At 68.0% G+C, this 21,817-nt stretch carries 17 protein-coding genes; 7 read left to right on the top strand and 10 right to left on the bottom strand.

All coding sequences use genetic code 11. The features are described from left to right. Window positions 1-178 precede the first annotated feature (178 nt). Window positions 179-739: an FMN-binding protein gene (locus FBY41_RS04660; RefSeq protein ID WP_141842191.1), complete on the bottom strand. Its 561-nt coding sequence runs from the start codon at window positions 737-739 to the stop codon at window positions 179-181. Continuing rightward, on the bottom strand, window positions 736-2,172 hold the full coding sequence (locus FBY41_RS04655; protein ID WP_260439558.1) for a ferredoxin reductase family protein: 1,437 nt from the start codon (window positions 2,170-2,172) through the stop codon (window positions 736-738). The genes FBY41_RS04660 and FBY41_RS04655 overlap by 4 nt, the downstream gene beginning before the upstream one ends. Before the next feature lie 122 nt (window positions 2,173-2,294). Here FBY41_RS04655 and FBY41_RS04650 point away from each other — a divergent pair, with 122 nt between their 5' ends. The 3 genes from FBY41_RS04650 (at window position 2,295) to FBY41_RS04640 (ending at window position 9,277) form a co-directional block, all read left to right on the top strand. Further along, complete coding sequence (locus FBY41_RS04650; RefSeq protein ID WP_141843149.1) at window positions 2,295-2,981, top strand: response regulator transcription factor; 687 nt, start codon at window positions 2,295-2,297, stop codon at window positions 2,979-2,981. Between the two features lie 110 nt (window positions 2,982-3,091). After that, window positions 3,092-4,300, top strand: coding sequence for a sensor histidine kinase (locus tag FBY41_RS04645; protein WP_141842190.1), 1,209 nt, complete (start codon window positions 3,092-3,094; stop codon window positions 4,298-4,300). A gap of 150 nt (window positions 4,301-4,450) precedes the next feature. Next, on the top strand, window positions 4,451-9,277 hold the full coding sequence (locus FBY41_RS04640) for an OmpL47-type beta-barrel domain-containing protein (RefSeq protein WP_141842189.1): 4,827 nt from the start codon (window positions 4,451-4,453) through the stop codon (window positions 9,275-9,277). A 113-nt stretch (window positions 9,278-9,390) separates the two neighbouring features. Here the strand turns inward: FBY41_RS04640 and FBY41_RS04635 are convergent, their stop codons facing one another. The 8 genes from FBY41_RS04635 to FBY41_RS04600 form a co-directional block, all read right to left on the bottom strand. Then, window positions 9,391-10,023 carry a response regulator gene (locus FBY41_RS04635; RefSeq protein WP_260439557.1) on the bottom strand — a complete coding sequence of 211 codons (633 nt, stop codon included), beginning with the start codon at window positions 10,021-10,023 and terminating at the stop codon, window positions 9,391-9,393. Then, window positions 10,020-11,429, bottom strand: coding sequence for a sensor histidine kinase (locus tag FBY41_RS04630; protein ID WP_141842188.1), 1,410 nt, complete (start codon window positions 11,427-11,429; stop codon window positions 10,020-10,022). Before FBY41_RS04630 ends, FBY41_RS04635 begins: the two co-directional genes overlap by 4 nt. Window positions 11,430-11,645: 216 nt before the next feature. Beyond that, a complete protein-coding gene (locus tag FBY41_RS04625) occupies window positions 11,646-12,488 on the bottom strand; it encodes a serine hydrolase (protein WP_260439556.1) in 843 nt (280 codons plus the stop codon). Further along, window positions 12,481-13,392, bottom strand: coding sequence for an alpha/beta fold hydrolase (locus tag FBY41_RS04620; protein ID WP_141842187.1), 912 nt, complete (start codon window positions 13,390-13,392; stop codon window positions 12,481-12,483). Before FBY41_RS04620 ends, FBY41_RS04625 begins: the two co-directional genes overlap by 8 nt. Window positions 13,393-13,413: 21 nt before the next feature. Continuing rightward, window positions 13,414-14,010 (bottom strand): phage holin family protein, encoded by a 597-nt coding sequence (locus FBY41_RS04615; protein WP_141842186.1) that lies wholly within the window; start codon window positions 14,008-14,010, stop codon window positions 13,414-13,416. A gap of 136 nt (window positions 14,011-14,146) precedes the next feature. Further along, a complete protein-coding gene (gene nhaA / locus FBY41_RS04610) occupies window positions 14,147-15,478 on the bottom strand; it encodes a Na+/H+ antiporter NhaA (RefSeq protein WP_260439555.1) in 1,332 nt (443 codons plus the stop codon). A gap of 680 nt (window positions 15,479-16,158) precedes the next feature. Beyond that, the gene (locus FBY41_RS04605; RefSeq protein WP_141842184.1) at window positions 16,159-17,268 is read right to left on the bottom strand and encodes a glycosyltransferase family 39 protein; all 1,110 of its coding nucleotides are present in this window, start codon (window positions 17,266-17,268) and stop codon (window positions 16,159-16,161) included. Window positions 17,269-18,011: 743 nt separating this feature from the next. Further along, complete coding sequence (locus FBY41_RS04600) at window positions 18,012-19,340, bottom strand: glycosyltransferase family 87 protein (protein ID WP_185748886.1); 1,329 nt, start codon at window positions 19,338-19,340, stop codon at window positions 18,012-18,014. 271 nt (window positions 19,341-19,611) lie between these two features. Between FBY41_RS04600 and FBY41_RS04595 the strand changes: the two genes are divergently transcribed. The 4 genes from FBY41_RS04595 to FBY41_RS04580 all read left to right on the top strand — a co-directional run bounded on the left by FBY41_RS04595 (window position 19,612) and on the right by FBY41_RS04580 (window position 21,788). Continuing rightward, window positions 19,612-19,782, top strand: a complete 171-nt coding sequence (locus FBY41_RS04595; RefSeq protein WP_141842182.1) for a Flp family type IVb pilin — start codon at window positions 19,612-19,614, stop codon at window positions 19,780-19,782. Between the two features lie 52 nt (window positions 19,783-19,834). Next, window positions 19,835-20,002, top strand: a complete 168-nt coding sequence (locus FBY41_RS04590; RefSeq protein WP_141842181.1) for a Flp family type IVb pilin — start codon at window positions 19,835-19,837, stop codon at window positions 20,000-20,002. A 104-nt stretch (window positions 20,003-20,106) separates the two neighbouring features. Next, entirely contained in the window at window positions 20,107-20,466 is a 360-nt protein-coding gene (locus FBY41_RS24220; protein WP_375869861.1) for a TadE/TadG family type IV pilus assembly protein, read from the top strand. Further along, window positions 20,454-21,788 (top strand): pilus assembly protein TadG-related protein, encoded by a 1,335-nt coding sequence (locus FBY41_RS04580; RefSeq protein ID WP_141842179.1) that lies wholly within the window; start codon window positions 20,454-20,456, stop codon window positions 21,786-21,788. Before FBY41_RS24220 ends, FBY41_RS04580 begins: the two co-directional genes overlap by 13 nt. Window positions 21,789-21,817 lie beyond the last annotated feature (29 nt).

The following is a 21,817-nucleotide window of genomic DNA, read 5'->3' as shown; positions in this document are numbered from 1 at the left end:
GGAAGTGTCGAGTGCTCACTTTCCTGGCGTCGGGAAGTGAGCACTCGACGGGATCTGGGGCTGACCTCTTGGTCGAGTGCTCAGTTTCCTGGCGTCGAGAAGTGGGCACTCGACTGGAGGGGTGGCGGGAAGTGGGCACTCGACCGTGGAGGTGTCGAGTGCCCACTTCCCTCCATGATCAGCCGAGGTGGGCGGCGTCGATCGCGGACTGGAGGCTCTGGATGTAGCCCTCGCTCGTGTAGGTCGCACCGCTGACGACGTCGATCTGAGCCGACTGCGCAGCGAGCGCCTCCTGGCGGAGGATCGGTGCGGCATACGCGCTGATCGAGACGGAGTGCTGCGAGCTGTCGGTGAGCTGCACGGCGCGGACGTTGGTGATCTTCGTGCCGGTGTAGCTGACCTTGACCTGGACGGTGCCGAAGGGCGTGTCGGCCGCGCCGCCGAGCACCGTTCCCGAGGTGGGCGCCGGAGCCGGGGCGGGGGCAGACTTCTTCTGCGTCGGGGTCGGGGTCGCGCTGCGACCACCGGAGGAGGTGCGCGAGCTCTTGTTCGGCGGGGCAGCGCTCGCCTGCGAGCTCGACGCCTTGGCCGACGGCGTGCCCGCGCTCGTGGGCGGGGCCGCCGCGACCAGGTGCACCCCGCTGAGGGCGGGCTTCGCGGGCGTCAGTCCGGCCGCCCACGAGGCGCCGAGGGCGACCGCGCTCGCCACGCCGACGATGACAGAAGTCGTCTTCCTCACCAGCTGAACCTCTCGTCGTGGATGTGCTTCTCGGGCACGCCGGCCTGGTGAAGTCCCTTGCGCACCAAGTCCATCCACGGACCGGGGCCGCAGAGATAGACCTCGTGGCGCGCGACGTCGGGCACGAGCTCGCGCAGCCGCTCGGCGTCGGAGCGGACGAGCTCGCGGCGTCGCACGCTGTCCTGCGAGCCGTCGCCCAGCGGGGGTAGCCACGACCCGTTGGCGGGCGGTCCGATGAGGGGCAGCAGGGCGTGGCCGCCGGCGTGGGTCAGGCGCGCGATCTCGTCGACGAGGGGCATCTGCGAGGCGTCGTTGGCGCGGTAGAGCACGGTGACGTCCCCGGCCGCCGCGTGACGCTCGACGACGAGCTCCTCGAGGATGGCCCGCACGGGGGTGACGCCGATGCCGGCCGCGATGAGCAGCACCCGGCGCCGGACGCGCGACTCGGTCGTGAAGGCGCCGTAGGGCCCCTCGACGAGGACCCGCGTGCCGCGGCGGAGGTGGGCGAGGGCGGCCGAGTGGTCACCGAGGCCACGCACGGTGATGCGCAGGGTGTGGCCGTCGGGGCGGCGCGAGACCGACCAGGGGTGCGCGGCGAGGAAGAGCCCGGGAGAGACGAAGCGCCAGTTGAGGAACTGCCCCGCCTTCACTGGCAGGCGCGACAGGGCGCGGCCCTGCACGGTGACCGACCAGACGTCGTCGCTCTCGTGCACGACCTTGGCGACGCGCAGGTCGTGGCGCAGGCTGCGCAGGACGGGCAGCAGGAAGCGCCACCACAGCACGCTCGCCGCGACGACGATGAAGAGGGTCCACCAGTAGGCGGTCGCCCACGAGGAGGCGGTGAAGTCCGAGCCGATGGAGAGCTCGTGCGGCACGGCGAGGATGACGGCGGCATACGCCGTGAGGTGGACGGCGTGCCACCACTCGTAGGAGAGGCGCTTGCGGGCGATGCTCACGGACGTCACGGCGATGACGACGAGCAGCACGGTGGCGACGGTCGCCATGAGCAGGTCGTCGCCCCCGGTGACGAGGGTGAGGAACTGGCTGACCGCACCGCCCACGCCGCCGGAGCCGTCGCGCACGTCATACCCGAGCACGATGGCTCCGACGTGCACGATGACGAGCGGCACGGTGATGCGGCCGAGCACGCGGTGCGCCTTGAGCGCGCGATCCATGCCGTAGGCACGGTCGACCCACGGCACGCGGGCGGCGAGGAGGAGCTGGAGGAGGAGCAGGTTCATCGCGACGAGGCCGACGATGCGGCCGACGCCGACGAGACGGTCGCCGGCGGTGCCGTCCATGAGGGCGTGGCTGCCGCCGCCGAGGAAGAACTGCACGACGACGAGCACGAGCGTCAGCAGCGCGGTGGCCTCGAGCAGGTCGGCGACCCTGGCCCGCCAGCGGCGGTGCTCCCGGCCGCGCCGGAGCGCCACACGGACACGGTCGGCGGGCTGTGAGCGCGCGACCCGGGGTGATGACATGGTGTTGGACACAACACCGATGGTGGTCATCGGATCTCAGAGACTTGTGAGAGCGAGCAGGCACCGTGAAGGACATGGACCCGCTGGACCCCGCGTCGCCCGCGCGCCGCCGCCTGCTGCTCGTCGAGGACGACGCCGACCTCTCGTCGATGCTCACCGAGCTGCTCACCGAGGAGGGGTATGCCGTCACGACCGTTCGCGACGGACAGGCCGGCCTGCACCGTGGGCTCGTCGAGCAGTGGGACGTCCTCGTCGTCGACCGCGGGCTGCCGGTGATCGAGGGGGTCGACCTCGTGAGCCGGCTGCGCTCCAAGGGGATGGCGGCGCCGGTGCTTCTGCTCACGGCGCGTGGCACGGTGGCCGACCGGGTCGAGGGTCTCGATGCCGGGGCGCAGGACTACCTCGTCAAGCCCTTCGACGTCGACGAGCTGCTCGCACGCCTGCGTGCGCTGCTGCGGCCGCTCGGCGCGGGTGCCACGGAGCTCGCGGTGACCGATGGCCGGCGGCTCGTCGTGGGGGAGCAGCGGGTCGTCGGCGGTGAGGACGAGGTGCTGCTCTCGCGGCAGGAGGCACTGCTGCTCGAGACGCTGGCGCGCCGGCCGTCGCGCGTCTTCACCCGCAACGAGCTGCTCGACACCGTCTTCGGCCGGGCCGACACCCTCGGGGCCGTCGACACCTACGTGCACTACCTGCGCCGCAAGCTCGGGCGCGGCGTCGTCGAGACCGTGCACGGCGTCGGCTACCGGCTGGGCCAGTCGTGACGGGGTCGCGCCGGGTGGGCTCGCACCGGGCAGGTTCGCGCGGGGCAGGTTCGCGCGGGGCGGGCTCGCGCGGGGCGGGCTCGCGCGGGCGTGTCGGTGTCGACGACCCGGTGCGCACCGCCTCGCGGTCCATCGCTCTGCGCGTCGGCGCGACCACGGCGGTCGTCGTGCTGCTCGCCGTCATCGCGGCTGGTGTCGTCTATGACCGGCAGCAGCTCGCGAGCATCCGCGACCGGGTGACCGTGGCGGCGACGACGGCCGACGATGTCGTCGACGCGCCCCCCGGCACGTGGATCATCGAGCACGGGCCGACGGGCACGAAGGCCACGGCCGGCACCCCGCGCTCGATCCTGGCGGCGACGGAAGGGATGTCGCTGTCGGGCGAGAACGTCGTGCAGTCGACGACGGTCGAGGCCGACGGCACGAAGTGGCCCGCGGCGATCGCCCAGCGCGAGGACACGACCTTCATCGCCGTCTATGACATGCGGCTGCACGACTCCGAGGAGAGCCGCCTCTTCACGTCGATGGCCGTGGCCGGCATCCTCGGTGTGCTGCTCGCCGCCGCCACCGGCCTCATCGCCGGTCGACGCGCGGTGCGCCCCCTCGCCCAGGCCCTCGACCTGCAGCGGCAGTTCGTCGCCGATGCGAGTCACGAGCTGCGAACCCCCTTGTCGGTCATCAGCATTCGTGCGCAGATGCTGCGGCGCCACCTCAAGCCCGACGACGAGGCGACGCGCGCGCAGGTCGACCAGCTCGTTGCCGACACGAAGGTCATGGGTGACGTCGTCTCCGACCTGCTGCTGTCGGCGCAGCTGGAGCAGTCGGGCGCCGCCACTGACGCCGTCGACCTCGTCGCGGTCGCCGAGGGCGTCGCGCGCTCCCTCGAGCCGTATGCCGCCGAGGCCGGTGTCGCGCTCACGTGGCCCGTGTCTGCCGAGCGGGCTCCAGTCGTCGTCGACGGCGTCTCGACCAGCCTGCGGCGGGCGGTGCTCGCCCTCGTCGACAACGCCATCTCGCACTCACCCGAGGGGGGCACGGTGGAGGTCACGGTCCAGCAGGAGGGCGACTGGGCCTGGGCCCGGGTGACCGACCACGGCACCGGCGTCGACCCTGACGACATCGCCCGGCTCACCCAGCGCTTTGCCCGCGACCGGCGGGGCGATGGGTCGCGCCGGGTGGGTCTGGGTCTGGCGCTCGTCACCCAGATCGTCCGCTCGCACGGCGGCCGGCTCGACGTGTCGCAGACCCCGGGGGGCGGGGCGACCTTCGCCCTGGTCCTTCCGCTGTCACCGCCCTTCGACGACGATGACGAGGACTGAGGGCTCGGCGTCGGCGGCCACAGTTGTACGCAACGACATCAGCTCAGGAGTCTGGGCCAGTCGCCAGCCGAACTGTCATTGTCTGGCCGGACGGGGTCAGAGCCATGCGTTGCGACGGTCCGTTTAGAGATTTGAACGCCGCCTCTGAGCGTGGGCGCAGCTCGTGTTCGCCTAGTTGAACGGCAAATTGATCCGGACCGGCCGATTCCTCTCTTACGTTTCAGATGTGCGCCGGGGGGAGCACTTCTGTCGTGTTGTTCAGGTGGAGGGGAAACAGGGATGAAGGTCCAGTCAAGCGCGCGGCAATCGGCGCAATCGAGTCGCGCAGGTGGCTCACGAGCACTCGGGCGGCGGCTTCTGGCTTTGGCCGCGGTCTCCGGTTTGGTGCTCGGCGGCATCAACGTGACAGCGGCTTCCGCTGCGTCGGTCAGCAGCGCCGGCTTCACCGGCGGGACCGGAACAGTCTCGGTCGGCACAACGCTCTACGCGAAGCAGGGCGCAGTTCTCACCCTGACGGTCACCACATCAAGCGACACGCAGTGCGTTGACGTCGCGGGGGCGTTCACAGCTCATCAGGAGTCGCCCACCGCCAAGTCGAGTTGGACCTTCACGACAACGGCTGGCAGCGGCGACGGTATTCGGGCGATCACTGCCGCAGCGTCGCCGAACTTCAATTCCCAGGGCAAGTGCAGCGGCAACAGCTCCTCCCGCGACGCGTCATACACGCTGGACAACACTGGCCCGCTCGTCTCTGCGACACTGGCACCGGCTCCCAACGCTGCTGGGTGGAACAAGGCGAACACCACCGTCACATGGACAGCCACGGACTCCGGGGTAGGGGTCGCCTCGGGGCCGACGCCGGCATCCAGCACCGAGAGCGCCAGCGGCACCGTCACCCGAACGTCGACGGCCACGGACGGGCTGGGCAATGCCGGCACGGGATCCGTCACCGTGCGCGTCGACAAGGCTGCCCCGACCATCTCGGCCACACAGACCGCGAACCCTGACGGGACGACCACGATTACGTTCACGTGCTCTGACAACGTATCCGGGATTGCGAGCTGTCTCGCCGCTGGAAGTGCGACGAACTCCAAGACGGTGCAACCCGGCGTGAGTGTCACGGGCACCGCCACAGACAACGCAGGTAACAGCAGCAGCACGACGTCCACTGCGCCCGCCGGTGACACGACGGCTCCTGTGCTGACCGGCGCTCCGACCACTGACCCGAACGGCGCGGGATGGTACTCGGGCGACGTGACGATTCACTGGACAGCCAGTGACCCGGAGTCCGGCATCTCGGCCGCTCCCACCGACACGACGATCACGAGTGAAGGCACCGGACTCACGAGCACCAAGACTGTGACGAACGGAGCCGGCCTGTCCACGACGGCGACGAGCAGCCCGGCAGTGAAGATCGACCGCACAGCGCCGACGACGGGCATCAGCGGTACCTCGAACGACTGGGTCAACGACAACGTGTCCGTGTCGCTCGCCGCCACCGACAACCTGTCAACGGTCGACAAGACCACCTACGCCGTCGACGGTGGTGCGCCGCAGACCGGCACGACCTTCACGCTGTCCACCGAGGGCGACCACACCGTCACCTATTTCTCGACCGACAAGGCAGGCAACGCCGAGGCGGTCCAGACGGCTCACATCAAGATCGACAAGACAGCGCCGACGATCTCGCACGCCTTCACGCCGCTCTCCTACACGGACGGCGCCTGGACCAACCAGGACGTCACGGTGACGTTCACCTGCGCCGACCAGGGCGGCTCCGGTCTCGAGAGCTGCACGTCGCCGGTCACCAAGATTGCCGAGACCACCGCTGCGGGTGACACTGTCACCGGTACGGCCACGGACGGCGCCGGCAGCAGTGCCACGGACACCGCGAACGTCCGGATCGACAAGACGAAGCCGACCATCACGGCGACGCCGGACCGTGAGCCGAACGACGCCGGCTGGTACCGCGCCGACGTCACGGTGAGCTTCTCCGCGGCCGACGCCCTGTCCGGTGTAGCGACGAAGAGCACTGACAAGGTGCTCGCTCAGGGCGTCGACCAGTCCGCCAGCGGCTCGGCCGAAGACAGGGCCGGCAACACGGCATCTGCTGCCGTGCCAGGCATCAACATCGACAAGACGGCACCGGTCCTCTCCGCCGACTTCGTCAGCGGCTGGCACACCGGTGACGTGGCCGTCACTTGGACATGCACCGACGCGCTGTCCGGTGTTGCCACCGGTCCCTCGAACGATGTCGTCAAGGGTGAGGGAGACAACCTCTCATCCTCGGCGAGCTGCGTCGATATGGCTGGTAACACCGCCCAAGAGACGGTCACCGGCATCAAGATCGATCGCACCGCGCCGACCACGACCGCGGCGCTCGCGGATCCTAACCAGGCCGGCTGGTACGGCGACGCCGTCGAGGTCACGCTGAACGGCTCGGACAACGCCTCCGGCGTCGCCGCCACGTACTACTCGGTGGACGAGGGCGAGGCGCAGACCTACAACGGTGCCTTCTTGTTCGGCAGCGAGGGCACGCACAGCATCTCGCTCTGGAGCAAGGACAACGCGGGCAATCTCGAGAGGGCCGGTGCTCCGATCACGGTCAAGATCGACAAAACGGCTCCCACCACCAAAGTCATCGATCCCATCTCGCCCGCCACCGGCTGGTTCGTGGAGAGCGGCATCCCGTTCGCATTCGACGCCAACGACTCCGGCTCCGGGGTCTCGGCGACCTACTACACGGTCGACGGCGGGGATGCGCAGACGTACGGCATGCCCTTCGCACAGGACCTGTCTACAGGTACGCACCATGTGACGTACTGGAGCGTCGATTTGGCAGGCAATGCCGAGTCAGTACAGGGCTTCGACGTGAACGTCGACACGGTTGCACCGACGATCGAGGGCGCCGCGTTCCCGGCGCCGAACGAATTTGGGTGGATCAACAGCGACGTAGACGTGACCTTCACGTGTGACGACGTGGGCTCCGGCCTGCAGACCGGCGTTGCCGGGTGTGCGGGCGACACGACGCTCACCAACGACGGCGCGGACCAGAAGGTCCTCGGTGACGCGGTGGACGTGGCGGGCAACCGCAGCGGCACCAATGTCACAGGCATCAACATCGACAAAACCAAGCCCACGCTGGTCGGTGTGCCGGCGGACCCCAACGGGGCGGGCTGGTACAACGGCGACGTCACGGTCAAGTGGGTCGGCGACGACGCATTGTCCCAGCTCGACCCGGCCACGCAGCCGACCGACAGCAAGATCACGGGCGAGGGCTCGAACCTCGGCGCGGGCCCGGTGACGATCAACGACAAGGCGGGCAACACCAGCGCCCCCGCGTCCGTGACCAGCATCAAGATCGACCGCACCGCGCCGGTCGTGAAGGGCGCTGCGACCACGCAGTCCAACGGCTTGGGTTGGTACAAGGACGCGGTCTCAGTCGACTTCACCTGCTCCGACCCGAAGCTCGCAGACGGGACCGACGGCTCCGGAGTTGCTTCATGCCCGACGAGCAAGCTGCTCAAGAGCGACGGCGCCAACCAGTCGGTGACGAGTGACGGTGCCAAGGACCTCGCGGGCAACACGGGGGCCGGCGCGACTGTGGGTGGCATCAACATCGATGGCACGGCGCCCTCGACGACCTCCAACAACCAGTGCACCTCCTCCAACGGCTGGTGCACGGGATCCACAGCCGACGTAGTGCTCAGCGCGACCGACCAGGCCGGTCTGTCGGGCGTCAAGGAAATCCACTACGTCATCGACGATGGCGCAGAGCAGGTCGCTCCCGGTGCCACCAAGACGGTGAGCGTGCCACTCACGGGCACCGGGGCCGGCACGGTGAAGTACTGGGCCGTCGATAACGCCGGCAACGTCGAGGCGCTCAACAGCGTGGCCCTCAAGTGGGACAGCATCGCCCCCACGGTGTCGCACGTCCTCTCGCCGGCGGCGAACGCCGACGACTGGAACAACAGCGATGTCACGGTCACCTTCTCGGCCAAGGACGACGACAAGGGCTCGGGCGTCTCGTCCGTCACTCCCCCGGTCACTGTCAGCACCGAGACGTCAGGCCAGGTCGTCACGGGCACCGCGAAGGACACCGCCGGCAACGTCGGCACTGACTCGGTGACGGTCAAGCTCGACAAGACCAAGCCGACCATCATGGGTGCGGTCACCAGCGGTAAGCAGGGCAGCAACAGCTGGTACGTCGGTCCGGTGACGGTCACGTTCACCTGCACCGACGACCGGTCTGGAGTGGCCACCTGTCCTGACCCGGTGGTGGTCACGGCGAACGGCGACAACAACACCGCGAGCGGCACCGCCACCGACAAGGCCGGGAACACTGCCACAGCCACCGTCTCGGGCATCAAGATCGACCAGGAGAAGCCGACGCTGACCACGGCCGGCGTAAACGTCCAGAGCGGTACCTACACCCTCGGCGCCGTGCCGTCGGCGACGTGCACTGCAACGGACAGCTTCTCGGGGGTGGCCTCCTGCACCGTCACCGCCTCCGGCGGCAACGCCAACGGAGCGGGCACGTGGAACTACACCGCCACGGCGACGGACAAGGCCGGCAACACCTCGACGATCACCGGCAGCTACAAGGTGATCTACCGGTGGGACGGGTTCCTGCAGCCGATCAACGACACGGCGCACCAGGTGGGGCTCACGACTAGCGTGTTCAAGGCTGGCAGCACGATCCCCGCTAAGTTCCAGTTGAAGAACGCAGCGGGCACGGTGGTGCCGTACGCGGGGACCGCCAGCTGGCTCACCCCCGTCAAGGGCAGCGCGATGACTGCGCCTGTCGACGAGACGGTCTACACCGCCTCAGCCGACAGTGGCTCGAACTACAAGTACGACGCCACGGCACAGCAGTACATGTACAACTGGAAGACAGGCACGGGCGGCAGCTACTGGCGCATCGGTGTCACCTTGGACGATGGCCAGACGTATGTCGTCAACATCGGTTTGCGATGACCCTCAGCGCATCATGAGGCGCACATCGGGTTGATGTAGGCGAGAAGGGGTGTCGCGTCGGTTGACGACGCGGCACCCCTCTCGAACCAGCAAGACCATCGCGAGCCTTGAGTTCAGTCACCGCGTAGGAGCCTGAAGGCACTGTCGCGGTCCTTGACCCGCAGCTTCTTGAGGACGGAGGACACGTGCACCCGCACCGTCGTCGGGGACAGGAAGAGGCGCCGTGACACCTCCTCCGTCGACAGGCCCTCGCTGAGCAGCTGCATGACCTCCCACTCGCGGGCGGTGAGCTTCGTGGCCGCGGTGGTCCGGCCGAAGCGACGTCGAGTCGGCGCACGGAACTCGTCCATGAGCCGTGCAACGAGACGCCGCGGCATCGCCGCTTCGCCAGCGAGCACCCCGCGCAAGGTGTCGGCCAGCGCGGCAGGGTCGGCGTCCTTGAGAAGGTAGCCCGACGCGCCGGCACGCAATGAGTCGAAGAGGTCCTCGTCCTCAGCTGACTGGGTCAGCATCACGACGGCCACGTCAGGCGCGGTCCGGGTGATCTCCCGGGCTGCCTGGATGCCGCTCCCGGGCATGTGGATGTCGAGTAGCGCGACGTCGGGGTGGTGCTCCGACACAAGGCGGACCGCGTCGGCTGCTGTGGCGCCTTCGCCGCGCACCTCGCATCCGCCCGACTCCAGGGCGGCGCGGATGCGCGCGCGCATCCGCGTGTGGTCGTCGGCGAGAACGACGCTGATGGTCACCAGGTCACCTCGACCGTCGTGCCGACGCCAGGCCGAGAGTCGATGTTGAGCGAGCCGTCGAAGGCCTGGGCTCGCTCCGCCATGCTGGTCAGCCCGTAACCACTGCCGGCCCTGCTGGCCGCGGTCCGGTCAAAGCCGAGACCATGGTCTCGCACGACGAGATGCCGGCCGTGCCGGTCGGTGACGAGCCGAAGCTGGACGCGGTCGACCTTGCCGTGGCGGATGGCGTTGGACACAGCCTCGCGGGTGATCCGCACCAGGGCGTGCCGCTGCTCCTGGTCGGCCCTGACGGAATCGTCCAGCTCCACGTCCAGTCCGGCGTGGTAGCGCTCCGCCACCTGTTGAGCCGCCCGGTGCAGAGCGAAGCCGAGGGGCTCGTCAGTGCTCCTTCCCAGGGCGTCGACAGCCGATCGCGCCTCGTCGAGCGCCCGGTCGCACGCAACGACGATCCGCTCCTGGGCGGCCGGACCTGCCTCTCCACCACGGGCCTCCGATCGGATGTAGGCCAGCTCCTGGACGACCCCATCATGCAGCTCCCGCGCCAGTCGGCGACGATCCTCGAGGACGGCTGCGCGTGCCTGTGCTGACCAGTAGTGGCTGATCTCGCGGGCGGCTCCGATGAGCAGCAGGAGGTAGCAGCCCGTGCGCAGGAGGTCGCCCGTGTAGAGCCACCCGCTGTAGAGCGATGGGAAGAGGACATAGTTGACGCGGGCGAAGGCAGCCAGCGCGAAGGCCGCCCCGAGCCATCGCACCAGCTCGTCGCGCCGCCCATGGTCACTGCGCATGGCCTGACGGGTGAAGAGCAGCGAGGCGGCCGCGAAGAAGATCGCGGACACGGCTTGAGCGCCGAGCAGGAGCGGATGGCCGGTGATGACGGGTCGCTCGGCCGACATCGGTGGACTCTCTGCGAGGGCAGCGGGCAGACGGTCACCCAGCGCCCACAGGAGCACGAATCCGACGGTGGCCACCAGCCACGGCGCCGCCCAGGCCCAGCCTCCCCACCGAGCCTTCACGACGCGTTCTCCGGACAGCGCCGCGGCGAGGACCACTCCGGCCCCGGCGACCCGCAGGGTGAGAGGCAGCCAGACGCCCACGCTGTCATCCACCCGATGCGCGAGCAGCTCCAGGGCCAGCGTCATCCCCACCCCGGCCACACCGAGAAGGAAGAGGCCCTCGGCGAGCAGGAGGTCCTGCAGCCGGCGGCTCCGAGTGAACCGTCCATATACGAGGTATGCCGCAAGCAGCGCGACGCCGCTGTCCACCGAATCGAGCACCAGGTGCAGCTCGGGACTGTGGTAGGCGAACACCAGGTAGGGCGTACCGATGATGAGCGCTGTCGTGATCATCCCCACGAGCCAGCCGGCCACGCTGATCGAGAGCGGAAGAGAGTCGCGCACGACGCGCATGTGACACCTCTCCTCACACCTGTGTGCCGGCACCACCCCCGAGCCAGCATGGCAACGCTATGGGCACCAGGTCGGCTTTGCATTGATAACGACCGTCTTCGTGAGAAGTCACCGTTTGTGCGATGAATTCGCTGACAAAAGGGATCACACGGCAAGAAGGCGTGCTCCGATCGATGGGCTCACTTAGCTGCAGCAGGCCCCGGGCCTGACGCCGCGTCAGGGCGTGGCGAGGTGGAGCACGTGGTCGCCGACGAGGCGCATGCCGCGGAGTACGGACCACACGGTGAGGTGCTCGAGCGATGTTCCGACGGCGGGCTCCCAGTTTGCGATCGCCGCCCAGCTGACGGTGCGGCCGTCGACCGTCACGGCGCCGACGTCGGCACGCACCCCGGCATCCGTGCCGGTCTTGTTCCACAGCGCCGGCTCGAGGGTGAGCGAGTCGTGGTGGGCGATGGGGTCGAGGCCGGCCTGGTCGACGAGCGGCAGGCCGACCATCGACTGGTCGACGTTCGCCGAGAGCCACCGGCGCACGAGCTCGTCGGAGTCGGGCCCGGTGGCGGTGCCGGTCGCGATGCGGTGCGCGAGCGCGCTCAGCTCGGCGGCGCTGCCCGTGCTGAGGGTGATGGGATGCTCGGCCGTGCGCTCGTCGCGAACGCGGTCGAGCAGGGCCGTCGACCTGAGCCCGAGCGCGGTCGCGCGGGCGGCCACCGCGTCGAGGCCCACCCGGCGCAGCAGCACGTTGGTGGCGAGGTTGTCGGAGACGGCGCCGACGAGGGCCGCGACGTCGACGAGGGGCAGGGTCTCGACCGACAGCGTGTGCCAGAGACCGGAGTCGCCGACCCACTCGTCGAGCGACCGGGTCAGCGGCTCGTCGGGTGACAGCTCGCCGGCGGAGAGGGCGCGGGCCGTCTCGAGCAGCAGGAGGATCTTGCCGACGGACGCCGTGCGGAGGGAGGTGTCGGGCTGGACCCAGCCCACCGGCATACCGGAGTGGTCACGGATGCACAGCGACCACGTGACGCCGCCGGCGTCCGGGAGCTGGATGTCGTTGTCAGGCAAGGGAGTCGAGCCACGAGATGAGCGCGGCGTTGACCTGCTCGGGCGCTTCCTCGCTGAGGAAGTGGCCGGCCCTGTCGATCTTGATGTGGCGGTAGTCGCCGGGCACGAAGGCGCCGGAGCCATAGGTGGGCTCGAGGAGGACACAGCCGTCGTCGGCGCCCTGGAGCTGCAGGACCGGCACGCGGATGGCGTGGCGGATGCGTCGCATGAAGAGGGGGCCGTCGGGGCGCACCGCGGACCGGCCGAGCCAGCGGTAGTGCTCCGCGGCGGAGTGGGCCACGAAGGGGATCATCATCGCGTCGCCGTAGCGGGTGATGTCCTCGTCGGTGGGGAAGGTGCCGAAGGGGGAGGCCCACGACGTGAGGAGCCGCCCGACATAGTCGTGCGACTCGGTCATCTGGCGCTCGGGCACGAAGGGTTTCTGCAGGCCGACGATCCACTGTGAGGCGCGACGCTGCTTGTGGTCCGTCCACGTGGCGTGCCGCATGATGCGCGGGTGCGGCATGGACAGAGACGCGATGGCGCGCGTGACGTCGGGCCGCAGGCTCGGCATCGACCACGAGATCCACCCGCCGAGGCCCTGGCCGACGATGACCGCTTCCTTCTCGCCGAGGGTGCGGATGACGCTCGCGGCGTCGAGGGTCGCCATGTAGGTGTCATAGCCGCGCGGGGGCTTGTCGGAGCCGCCGTAGCCGCGCAGGTCGAGGGCTGCAGCGCGGTAGCCGGCGGCGGCGAGCGCGACCATCTGGTGGCGCCACGTGTACCAGAACTGCGGGAAGCCGTGCAGGAGCAGGACGAGCGGGCCCTCACCCAGCTCGGCGACATGGAAGCGTGCGCCGTTGGCCGAGATGTAGCGGTGCTCCCAGGGTCCGTCGATGTTGACGAAGGCAGCGTCGACGGGCATGGGTGTGGGGGATCGGGCGGGTCAGGCGTCGCGCGACGAGTCGGGCGTGCCCGCCGTGCCGGTGGTCTCGATGACCGTCGTGTCGGCCGAGGAGGCAGGCGTGGCCGTCGCGGGAGGGGTGGCCGGGGTCGCGCTCACGGAGGCCGTGGGGCGGTTCGATGTGGCCTTGGCGACGCGCGGGTCCCACGCGGGCGGCGGCGCTGGCACGACGGTGCCGGGGTTCGCGAGGGCGGCCTTGATGCCCGCGACGCTCTCCTGCGTCGAGGCGATCGCCTTGTCGGGCGAAGGCTGCACGGTCTTCATCTTGCGCACGCCGAGCCAGCCGAGGACGGCCGCGACGAGAAGCATGATGACCGTGACGATGAGGAAGCTGGCCCAGCGGGGCAGCCCCATCGCCTGGATGCCCTCGGCGAGCGTGATGAAGATGAAGTAGACCGAGTAGAAGAGCACGACCGCAGCGCCCGCGAGCAGGCCGCCTGCCACGCCGCCCTTCTTCGCCTGGACGGCGATCTCAGCCTTGGCGAGCGCGATCTCGCTCCGGATGAGTGCGGAGATGTCCTCGGTCGCCGAGGCGACCAACTGACCCAGCGTCCGCTCCGGCCGGGGATCCGTGCTCATGGGCTCACTTCCTCGATCATGCCGTGGGCCGCGCCGGTGCGCTGCCGATGCCACCCTACTGTGCTGCCCTTACCCAGACACGCACGGATCGGGGCGCTCGGGCGCGTTCCCGTTCGTTGATGCGTGCTGGAGGCGGTCAGCGCGGCTGCTCGTAGATGTCGGGGATGCCGTCGAGGTCACGGTCCTCGGTCTCACGGGCGTAGACCTCGCGGTAATGCCGGTTACGCAGCCGCAGCACGCCGCTGGCGAGCAGCGCGGCGATGAGGCTGCCGGCGAGGACGGCGAGCTTGACGTGGTCGTCGCGTTCGGAACCACCGCCGAAGGCGAGCTCGCCGACGAGCAGGCTGACGGTGAAGCCCACCCCGGCGAGGACAGACAGGCCGAAGACGTCGGTCCAGCTGAGGTCCTCGTCGAGCTCGGCACGGGTGAAGCGGGCCACGGCCCAGGTGCCGCTGAAGATGCCCACCGCCTTGCCGACCACGAGGCCGACGACGACACCGATCGCGACGGGATCGGTGACGGCGTCAGCGAATCCGCCTCCGACGACCGTGACTCCGGCGGCGAAGAAGGCGAAGACCGGGACCGCGAAGCCCGCGGAGAACGGTCGGATCCTGTGCTCGAGGCGCTCTGCGAGCGAGTGGCGGTTGGGGTCGTCCTCGGCTTCCCGCTGGACTGGGACGAGGAGCCCGAGGAGGACGCCGGCGACGGTCGCGTGGACTCCGCTGTTGTGGACGAACATCCAGGCGAGCAGTGCGGGGATCGCGAGGAGGAGGGGGTTGGTCAGCTTGCGCTTGAGCAGCAGGCGCCACGCCGCGAGGGGGACGACCGCGGCCAGCAGCCAGAGGAACTTCACCGTCTCGGTGTAGAAGACGGCGATGATCGTGATAGCGATGAGGTCGTCGACGACGGCGAGCGTCAGGAGGAACGAGCGCAGCGAGCTGGGCAGGTGGGTGCCGATGACGGCGAGCACCGCCAGGGCGAAGGCGATGTCGGTGGCCGTGGGGATCGCCCAGCCACGCAGCATTGCCCCGACATCGGCGCTGCTGTCACCTCTGGTGAGGGCCAGCACCGTCACGACGAAGAGGACGGCGGGCAGCACCACGCCGCACACCGCAGCGGCGACCGGGAGCGCTGCCTTGCGACGGTCCGAGAGGTCGCCCGCGACGAACTCGCGCTTGAGCTCGATGCCGGCGACGAGGAAGAAGACGGCGAGCAGCCCGTCGGCTGCCCACGTGCCGAGGGTGAGGTCGAGGTGCAGGGAGGCCGGCCCCACGACGGTGTCGCGGAGGGTCGCGTAGGCGTCTCGCCAGGGCGAGTTGGCCCAGACGAGAGCGGCGACGGCGGCGATGAGGAGGATTGCCCCACCGACCGTCTCGGTGCGAAGCAGGTCAGCGACGTAGCTTGCCTCACGCCACGTGCCACGGCTGAGGAGCTTGGTCGCCTTGCTCGGGCTGGGGTTGTCGCTCACAGGCGGTTCCTTCGAGGCGCAGGGGTCATCGGACGCCGACCAGACTTCCCGGCACACCATGGCCACGGGCAGCGGTGCTGTGAGCCGGGTCCGATCCTATCGGGACGTCGGAGGACGCGACTCCGGGTCCGCGTGGGGTGGGAGGACACATCGGTCTCCTCCGACGCGCTGTCACGATCTCTGGTCGAGTGCCCAGGTCGGGCCGTACATTGAGGCGGGGCAGGGGACCTCGACGCATCCTTGGGGGGACGCATGAGCGAGAAGCCAGCAGGCTGGTACTACGTCGGCGACGGCAAGTTGCGCTACCGCGATGACTACGGCTGGACCGAGTTCTACCTCGACACAACGGACCCGCGCGCCCAGAGCTGGCCACCCCCCAAACCCCGCACCATGCTCCAACAGGTGCTGGATGACGAGGAGCAGAGGGCGCCGCGATCGGGACGCCACCGATCGCGGCCCTTTTGGAGACAGCTTCGACGCGGCACTTGAGGGTCCACTGGCCCCACGGCGCGGAGGGCAAGGCCTCGCGACCTGGGCTTTGTTTCAAGACTCGGCCGCGATGTTGGGGTGCGACAACCTCGTCGATGAGCGCTAGTCCTAGATCTCTGGGGTATACGAGAGTCAGTGACAAGGTGGCCAGAGCCGGGTGGAGGCGAGCGCACTGGACCCGCGAAAGGCCTCTATGGACCGATCCCGGGCGCGGGCGGAGGCACGACCAGCACCTGACTGACATACCACCACTGGCTCGCTAGTCCGAGTCCGCAAAGCAGGATCGGAACTGCAGCGCGCCATCGGTTCTCAGCAACGACCATCACTGCGACCAAGAGGAACGTCGGCGCGAGTAGAAAATACCGAAGGACGCCCAAGAGGATCGAAGTCACGGAGAAGATGTAGACCGGGTATGCGACGGACCAGACTCGGAGCTCCAAGCCCCAACCCTCAGTGGTGTGGCGCATAGCGAAGATCATCAGAATCAGCACCAAGAGGAGAACGGCACCCAACAACGCAGGCCCTCCAATGCTGAGCGACCCCAAGAACCACCCGCGTAGGTATCGCGGCGCTGAGGTCCTGGCCAGTCCCGCCTGTGAGCCGATGAAGAAGCTCGAGATCACTGGCCAAGCGACGGCTCCGATCACGCAGAGCACGAAGAGGAAGCCAAGCGAGACCATATCGCTTGTCGACAGGTCTCTGCGCTCGGACTTGAACCGTCGATAGAAGTGGGCAGCCACCACCAAGGCGAGTGGCGGAGTGACCAGGCGGCTCATGGCCAGTGCCGACACTGCCAAGGCACACCATAGATAACGACGGCTGGCCAGAAGCGTGAGCGAGAGCATGAGATACAGCAACGCCAGCGATTCGCTGTACGCGGCTTGGAGCAGCGGCGCACTGGGGAACGTAGATAGAAGTGCGACAGCAGATGCCGCGATAAATGCGCCTGCCCGCCTGTCCAGAAGACGGTAGAGCAGAATCATGGCGAGGCCGCCCGCGACCATGCTGATCACGGTCGCCGCGACCGAGAAGGGGAGCCCCGTGACCGCCATGGCACCACGGACCAGCATTGGATACCCAGGAGGGAACGCCCATGCCTGCAGCTTCTGCCCCGCCTCTGGGTCGTCGGGTAGAGGAACTTGGTACCCGTCAAGCGCAATGCTCTGATACCACTGGCCATCCCAGTTTGTGATTACCCCGAGGTAGCCCGGGTCGGCGGGCAATCCGCGCGATACGAAATACTGCCCGTAAGGCCAGGTCCCTACGGGCAAGGCCATCTGGTCACGGGATGCAATCGTCATCATGACGTAGCTAGCCGCGCGCGTCAGGCCAAATATGGCCAGGGGAATGATGAGTGGGGACCACCGATCAAGGCGACTGCGCGACATCGCTGTCGACGCCGGGCGGATCACGCGCAGGCCCACCAGTCTCGCTCTCCACCTATGCCGGGTGTACTTGCGCACCAAGGATGCCATGCGGCCAGCCCAAATGCTTGAACGAAACCCAACGCGGGGAAGGGCACATGCAGCCGAATGAGCTGGTGGAATCGTCGTGGCCGGCGGACTCGCCCTCGCGACGGGACGGCTCGTCGCTCAGTCGCCATAGTGAAGGGCCGCGGCCACATCCGTTGTGAGCGAATGGTGCCCAGAGCCGGCAACGACCCCTTCGCCGCAACGGCAAGAACCAAGGTCATCGCGAGTCCCTTGGCGCCACCGCGACACGCTGCCACGACCCAGAGCAGAAGGAGGCAGACGTCGATGAGGATCTGCGTCAACGGGCAGGGCGCTTGAATCCGGCGAATGGATGCCCGCAGGAACCAGCTGGCCCAGGGCCAGGACGTTGACCCACGTCGTTGAGTCGGCGGTGGCGAGCGGTGCGCCAGCCGGCACGGCGCCGGCGCCGGCGATGTTCCGACCACTGGCGACGACCCACATGCTGTCGGCGCCGATCGTCATGGCCGAGGCGAGAGTGACAGTCACGATTCCGACGGTGACGACGACGCGGGAAGGCACCCCATGGCCACCGGCGGGGCCGCGCTGACGCTTCACCTTGTGTCCCCTGAGAGGGAGCCGAACCCAGTTGGTTTCGCCGTTATGAGGGTCCACCAGAGGAGGCAGAGCGGAACGGCGATCCACGCGGTTCCGAGAATCGAGAGCGGCCAGCCCAGCGGGCTCGTCACGGTGTGCAGTGGCGCGACCAGCCACGCGATGACGAAGACGACGGCGACGAGCCCCCTCGTCGTCGGCTTCCATGCGATCTCAGCGAGCCCCCAGAGAGCCGGCAGGAGGAGAACGAGGTCGTAGAGCATGAAGTGAGGAGAAGCCACTGCTGTCGCCATCAGGATGATCGTCCACGACACCAGAGACCCGGACCGACTCTGCCTCCCCACCGCCCGCAACGTCGGGTAGCAGGCCGCCAGCCCGATGACGTATGCGGCCGCCGTCCACCACGCGCCCAAGCTGAGAGGCGCCAAGCCAGTGATGAACGCCGAGACGCTGACTGCTTTCCAGGCCTGGCCCTGCTGCACCTCTGACGCGTAGAGCGGGGAGGTGGGCAAGGTCAGCCAATCGACCACCCCGTCCAGACCCACGATCCAGATGCTCATCAACAGAAGAGCTGCTCCCGCGGCGACAAAGGCCGTGACGGCACGCCATCGGCGCTGCGCCACAAGGAGCAGTGGCGCCAGGAAGACGAGCTGCGGCTTTGCGAGGCCCAGGGCAAGCACCGCCCCCGCGAGCCCCTCTCGCCCGAGGGACAGGAGGCGTATCGCTCCACAGACGGCAAGTAGCACGAAGGCCGTGTCCTGGCCCGAACCGAGCAGTTCGAGGGTGGCGTAGAAGGCGGTCGCCAAGGCCAACGTGCGCCGCCAGTGACGGCGGATCACGCTGGGAGCCATGGGTCTGAGCAGTGCGAGGGAGCAGAGCAGGGCGGCAATGGAAAGCACCGTCCAGAGTGCCGCCGCGACGGCATACGGCAGCAAGGCGAACGGCAGCATGGCCAGCGCCACGAAGGGCGGAGAGACGAAGTACGAGAGGGCCGTGGTGTGAAGCTCCGTCGCTTGGAGCTCCGACTGGACGGCCGGGTCATACAAGGCTTCCGCATGACCATCGAGGAGCAGGCGACCCCCCGTCCAACGCGCGACGAAGTCGGGCAACGCGACCCAGTCAGGGCTCGTGTGGGCCACGATTGCGTACATCAGCAGCCAGATGCTGAGCAGCAGGACGGGATAGACCCGCAGCCGTTCTCGAGTCAGCAGGGAGTCACAGCGGGCGAGCGCAATGGCGGCGAGAGTGACGGCGCGGTCGCGCGCATACCCGGTTCCAGCCATACGGACAAGGCTCCTCTCGATGTGACGACGCCCATCCTTGCTCATGGGTGAGCAATCTCGTCCTGCAACGCGAACGGTCTCAGCAGCGCTGGCCCTTGAGGTGCCGCTCCGATCGTGTGCTGCTCCCGGCCCTCGTCCAAGGAGCGGGGTCGGCGTGCGGGAGGCGCCGACGGCCGTCGGGGGATGAGGATCACAGCCCGACGCGGCGTTCCGTTGCTTGCGATTTGGGCAATGGTGAGACACGAGGCCGGATAGGTCTCTACAGTGCTCGCGGGGGGCACATCGGGTGGCCCTGCGTTCGATTGGAAGGTTCACCATGACCAAGCTTGTTGCACGTCTTCAGACCCGCGTCGCCGATGACCGCGGCGCCACGATGGTGGAGTACGCGTTGCTCGTTGCCTTCATCGCTCTGGTCGCCCTTGTGGGCATCACGATCCTGGGCACGACGCTCTCGAGCTTCTTCAGCAGCATCGCCGGCCAGCTCTGATAGAGGGAGCGTTGGCCGCACCACGAGGCACAGATTTGGACGGGAAAGACCGATGACCACACTTGTGACCCTTTTGCGGCGGGGCCGCCCGGAGTCCGGCGCCACCATGGTGGAGTACGCTCTCCTGGTCGCGTTCATCGCTCTGGTTGCGCTGGTGGGCATCACCTTGATCGGTTCGAACCTGCAGAGCTTCTTCAGCAGCGTTGCGAACAATCTGTGAGTGGCCCTCTCCGGTGCGGGCCGTCGCAGGGCTGCACCGGAGAGACGGTAAGAGGTGGATGAGTGAGACATGCCAAGCTGGGCCGGCGTGATTTTGGCGCAGCCATGGTCGAGTTCGCGTTGGTTCTGCCTCTAATGTTCTTGGTCATCGGGGGTGTGGTCGACTTCGGGCGCATGCTGTTCACTGAGGTGACGTTGACCAACGCTGCTCGCGAGGGCGCGCGTGCAGCTGTTGTCTCGACCGCGACTCTGGCCAACATTCAAAGCCGGGCGCAAGCCGCTTCGCCCGGCTTGACGGTCACGGCGGCTGCGACGCCGGCCGGGACGCCGTGCGCGAACCCGGGTGGGAATGCGACAGTCGCTGTGTCCGCCCCCTTCACGTGGTTCATCCTCGGGCCCATCTCAGGTGTTGCGGGCTTACCGACAACCCTTACATCTACGGCGGTGATGAAATGCGGTGGCTGAGTCGTTTTTTCGGTCGACGCAGCCTTCGCCGGCAGCACGGTGAGCGGGGTGCCGTTACAGCCCTGGTGGCGGTATTGTTCGCGGGAGGAACAATCCTCGGCATGCTGGCGCTCAGCGTCGATGTCGGAAACATCTTGCTGGAGCGACGGCAGCTGCAGAACGGGGCTGACGCGACCGCGATGGCGCTGGCACAGGCCTGCGCCTCAAACCCCATCGGCGCGGACTGTACATCACCGGCGTCGGCGTCCCTGAGCCTGCTAGGTTCTCAGAACTCATTCACAAAGCTCTCGGGCACCTCGCAGAAGCAGGCCATCGCATCTGTGTGTGGGAACAATGTTGCAGGCCTGCCAGCGTGTACTGAAACCGGGGACTACAGCCAGTTTGCGAAATGCTTGCCTCCCCCGCCATGGGTCACAGCAACTACGCCTTATGTCGAAACACGCACCGTGACCTCGAAGAACGCCAAGGATCCCAGCCCGCTAGCGTCCTTCTTCGTCAGACCGCTGGTGAGCCTGTTTGGTCAGACGTATACGGACCTGGGGTACGGCGCGTGTGCTCGCGCGGCCGCAGGCCCCCTTGGACAGTCCAAGCTGACGATGCCGATCGTTCTGGGTCTGTGCAACTGGAATGTCGCAACGAACAACGGTGCTAACTTCGCCACCTCGCCGCCATACTCGCCAGCGCCGAACACGACGACGCCGCCTCTGGTCCCTGCTTCGCTGCAGCCCTTCATCACCACCATCTTCGGGCATGTGAACGGCAGTGAAACCACCGTTCTACAGGCCAAGGTGTGTCAGCCTGATCTCAGCGTCCCACCGCCCGGTCCATACACGCCTGGTGGTTTTGGGTGGGTCAAGACCTGTGCAGACCTCGGCTATCCCTCCCCGCAGTGCGACAACGCGCCCCCGTGTACAGCAGTGTTCAGCTCGAGCGGAACCGTCGGAGCGAGCCCCGGTGCCGCGCCGTCCAGCGGCTGCACGGCGCCAAACCTTGCTCAGTATGTGGGCACGGAAGTCGATGTACCAGTAATTACTTCGGTCTCGGGTACCGGCAACAACGCGGTTTACACCATTTCCGGGATTTCGTCTTTCTTCTTGGCGGGATACAAGAACCTGGTGAGTGGCGTCGGCGACAAAAGCGCCTACGACGGGACCGGCGCCGCGTATCGTCTCAATACCTGTGATCCGGGCGCGCCATCGGCTCAGAGTTGGAAATCCGAGTGTCTGTGGGGCTGGTTCACCTCTCCTTTGCGACCGGTCGGCTCTGTCGGCTCGGGTGGGGGGCCCCCTCGTGGGCCAACCGTAATTTCGCCGGCCGGCTAAGCGACCAGTAACCTAAGGATCCACGTTTC

The sequence above is a fragment of the Humibacillus xanthopallidus genome (genome assembly GCF_006716675.1).
GTDB classification, from domain to species: domain Bacteria; phylum Actinomycetota; class Actinomycetes; order Actinomycetales; family Dermatophilaceae; genus Humibacillus; species Humibacillus xanthopallidus_B.
Note: the sequence above shows the minus strand (reverse complement) of the source record. Positions and strands in the feature narration are given on the sequence as shown.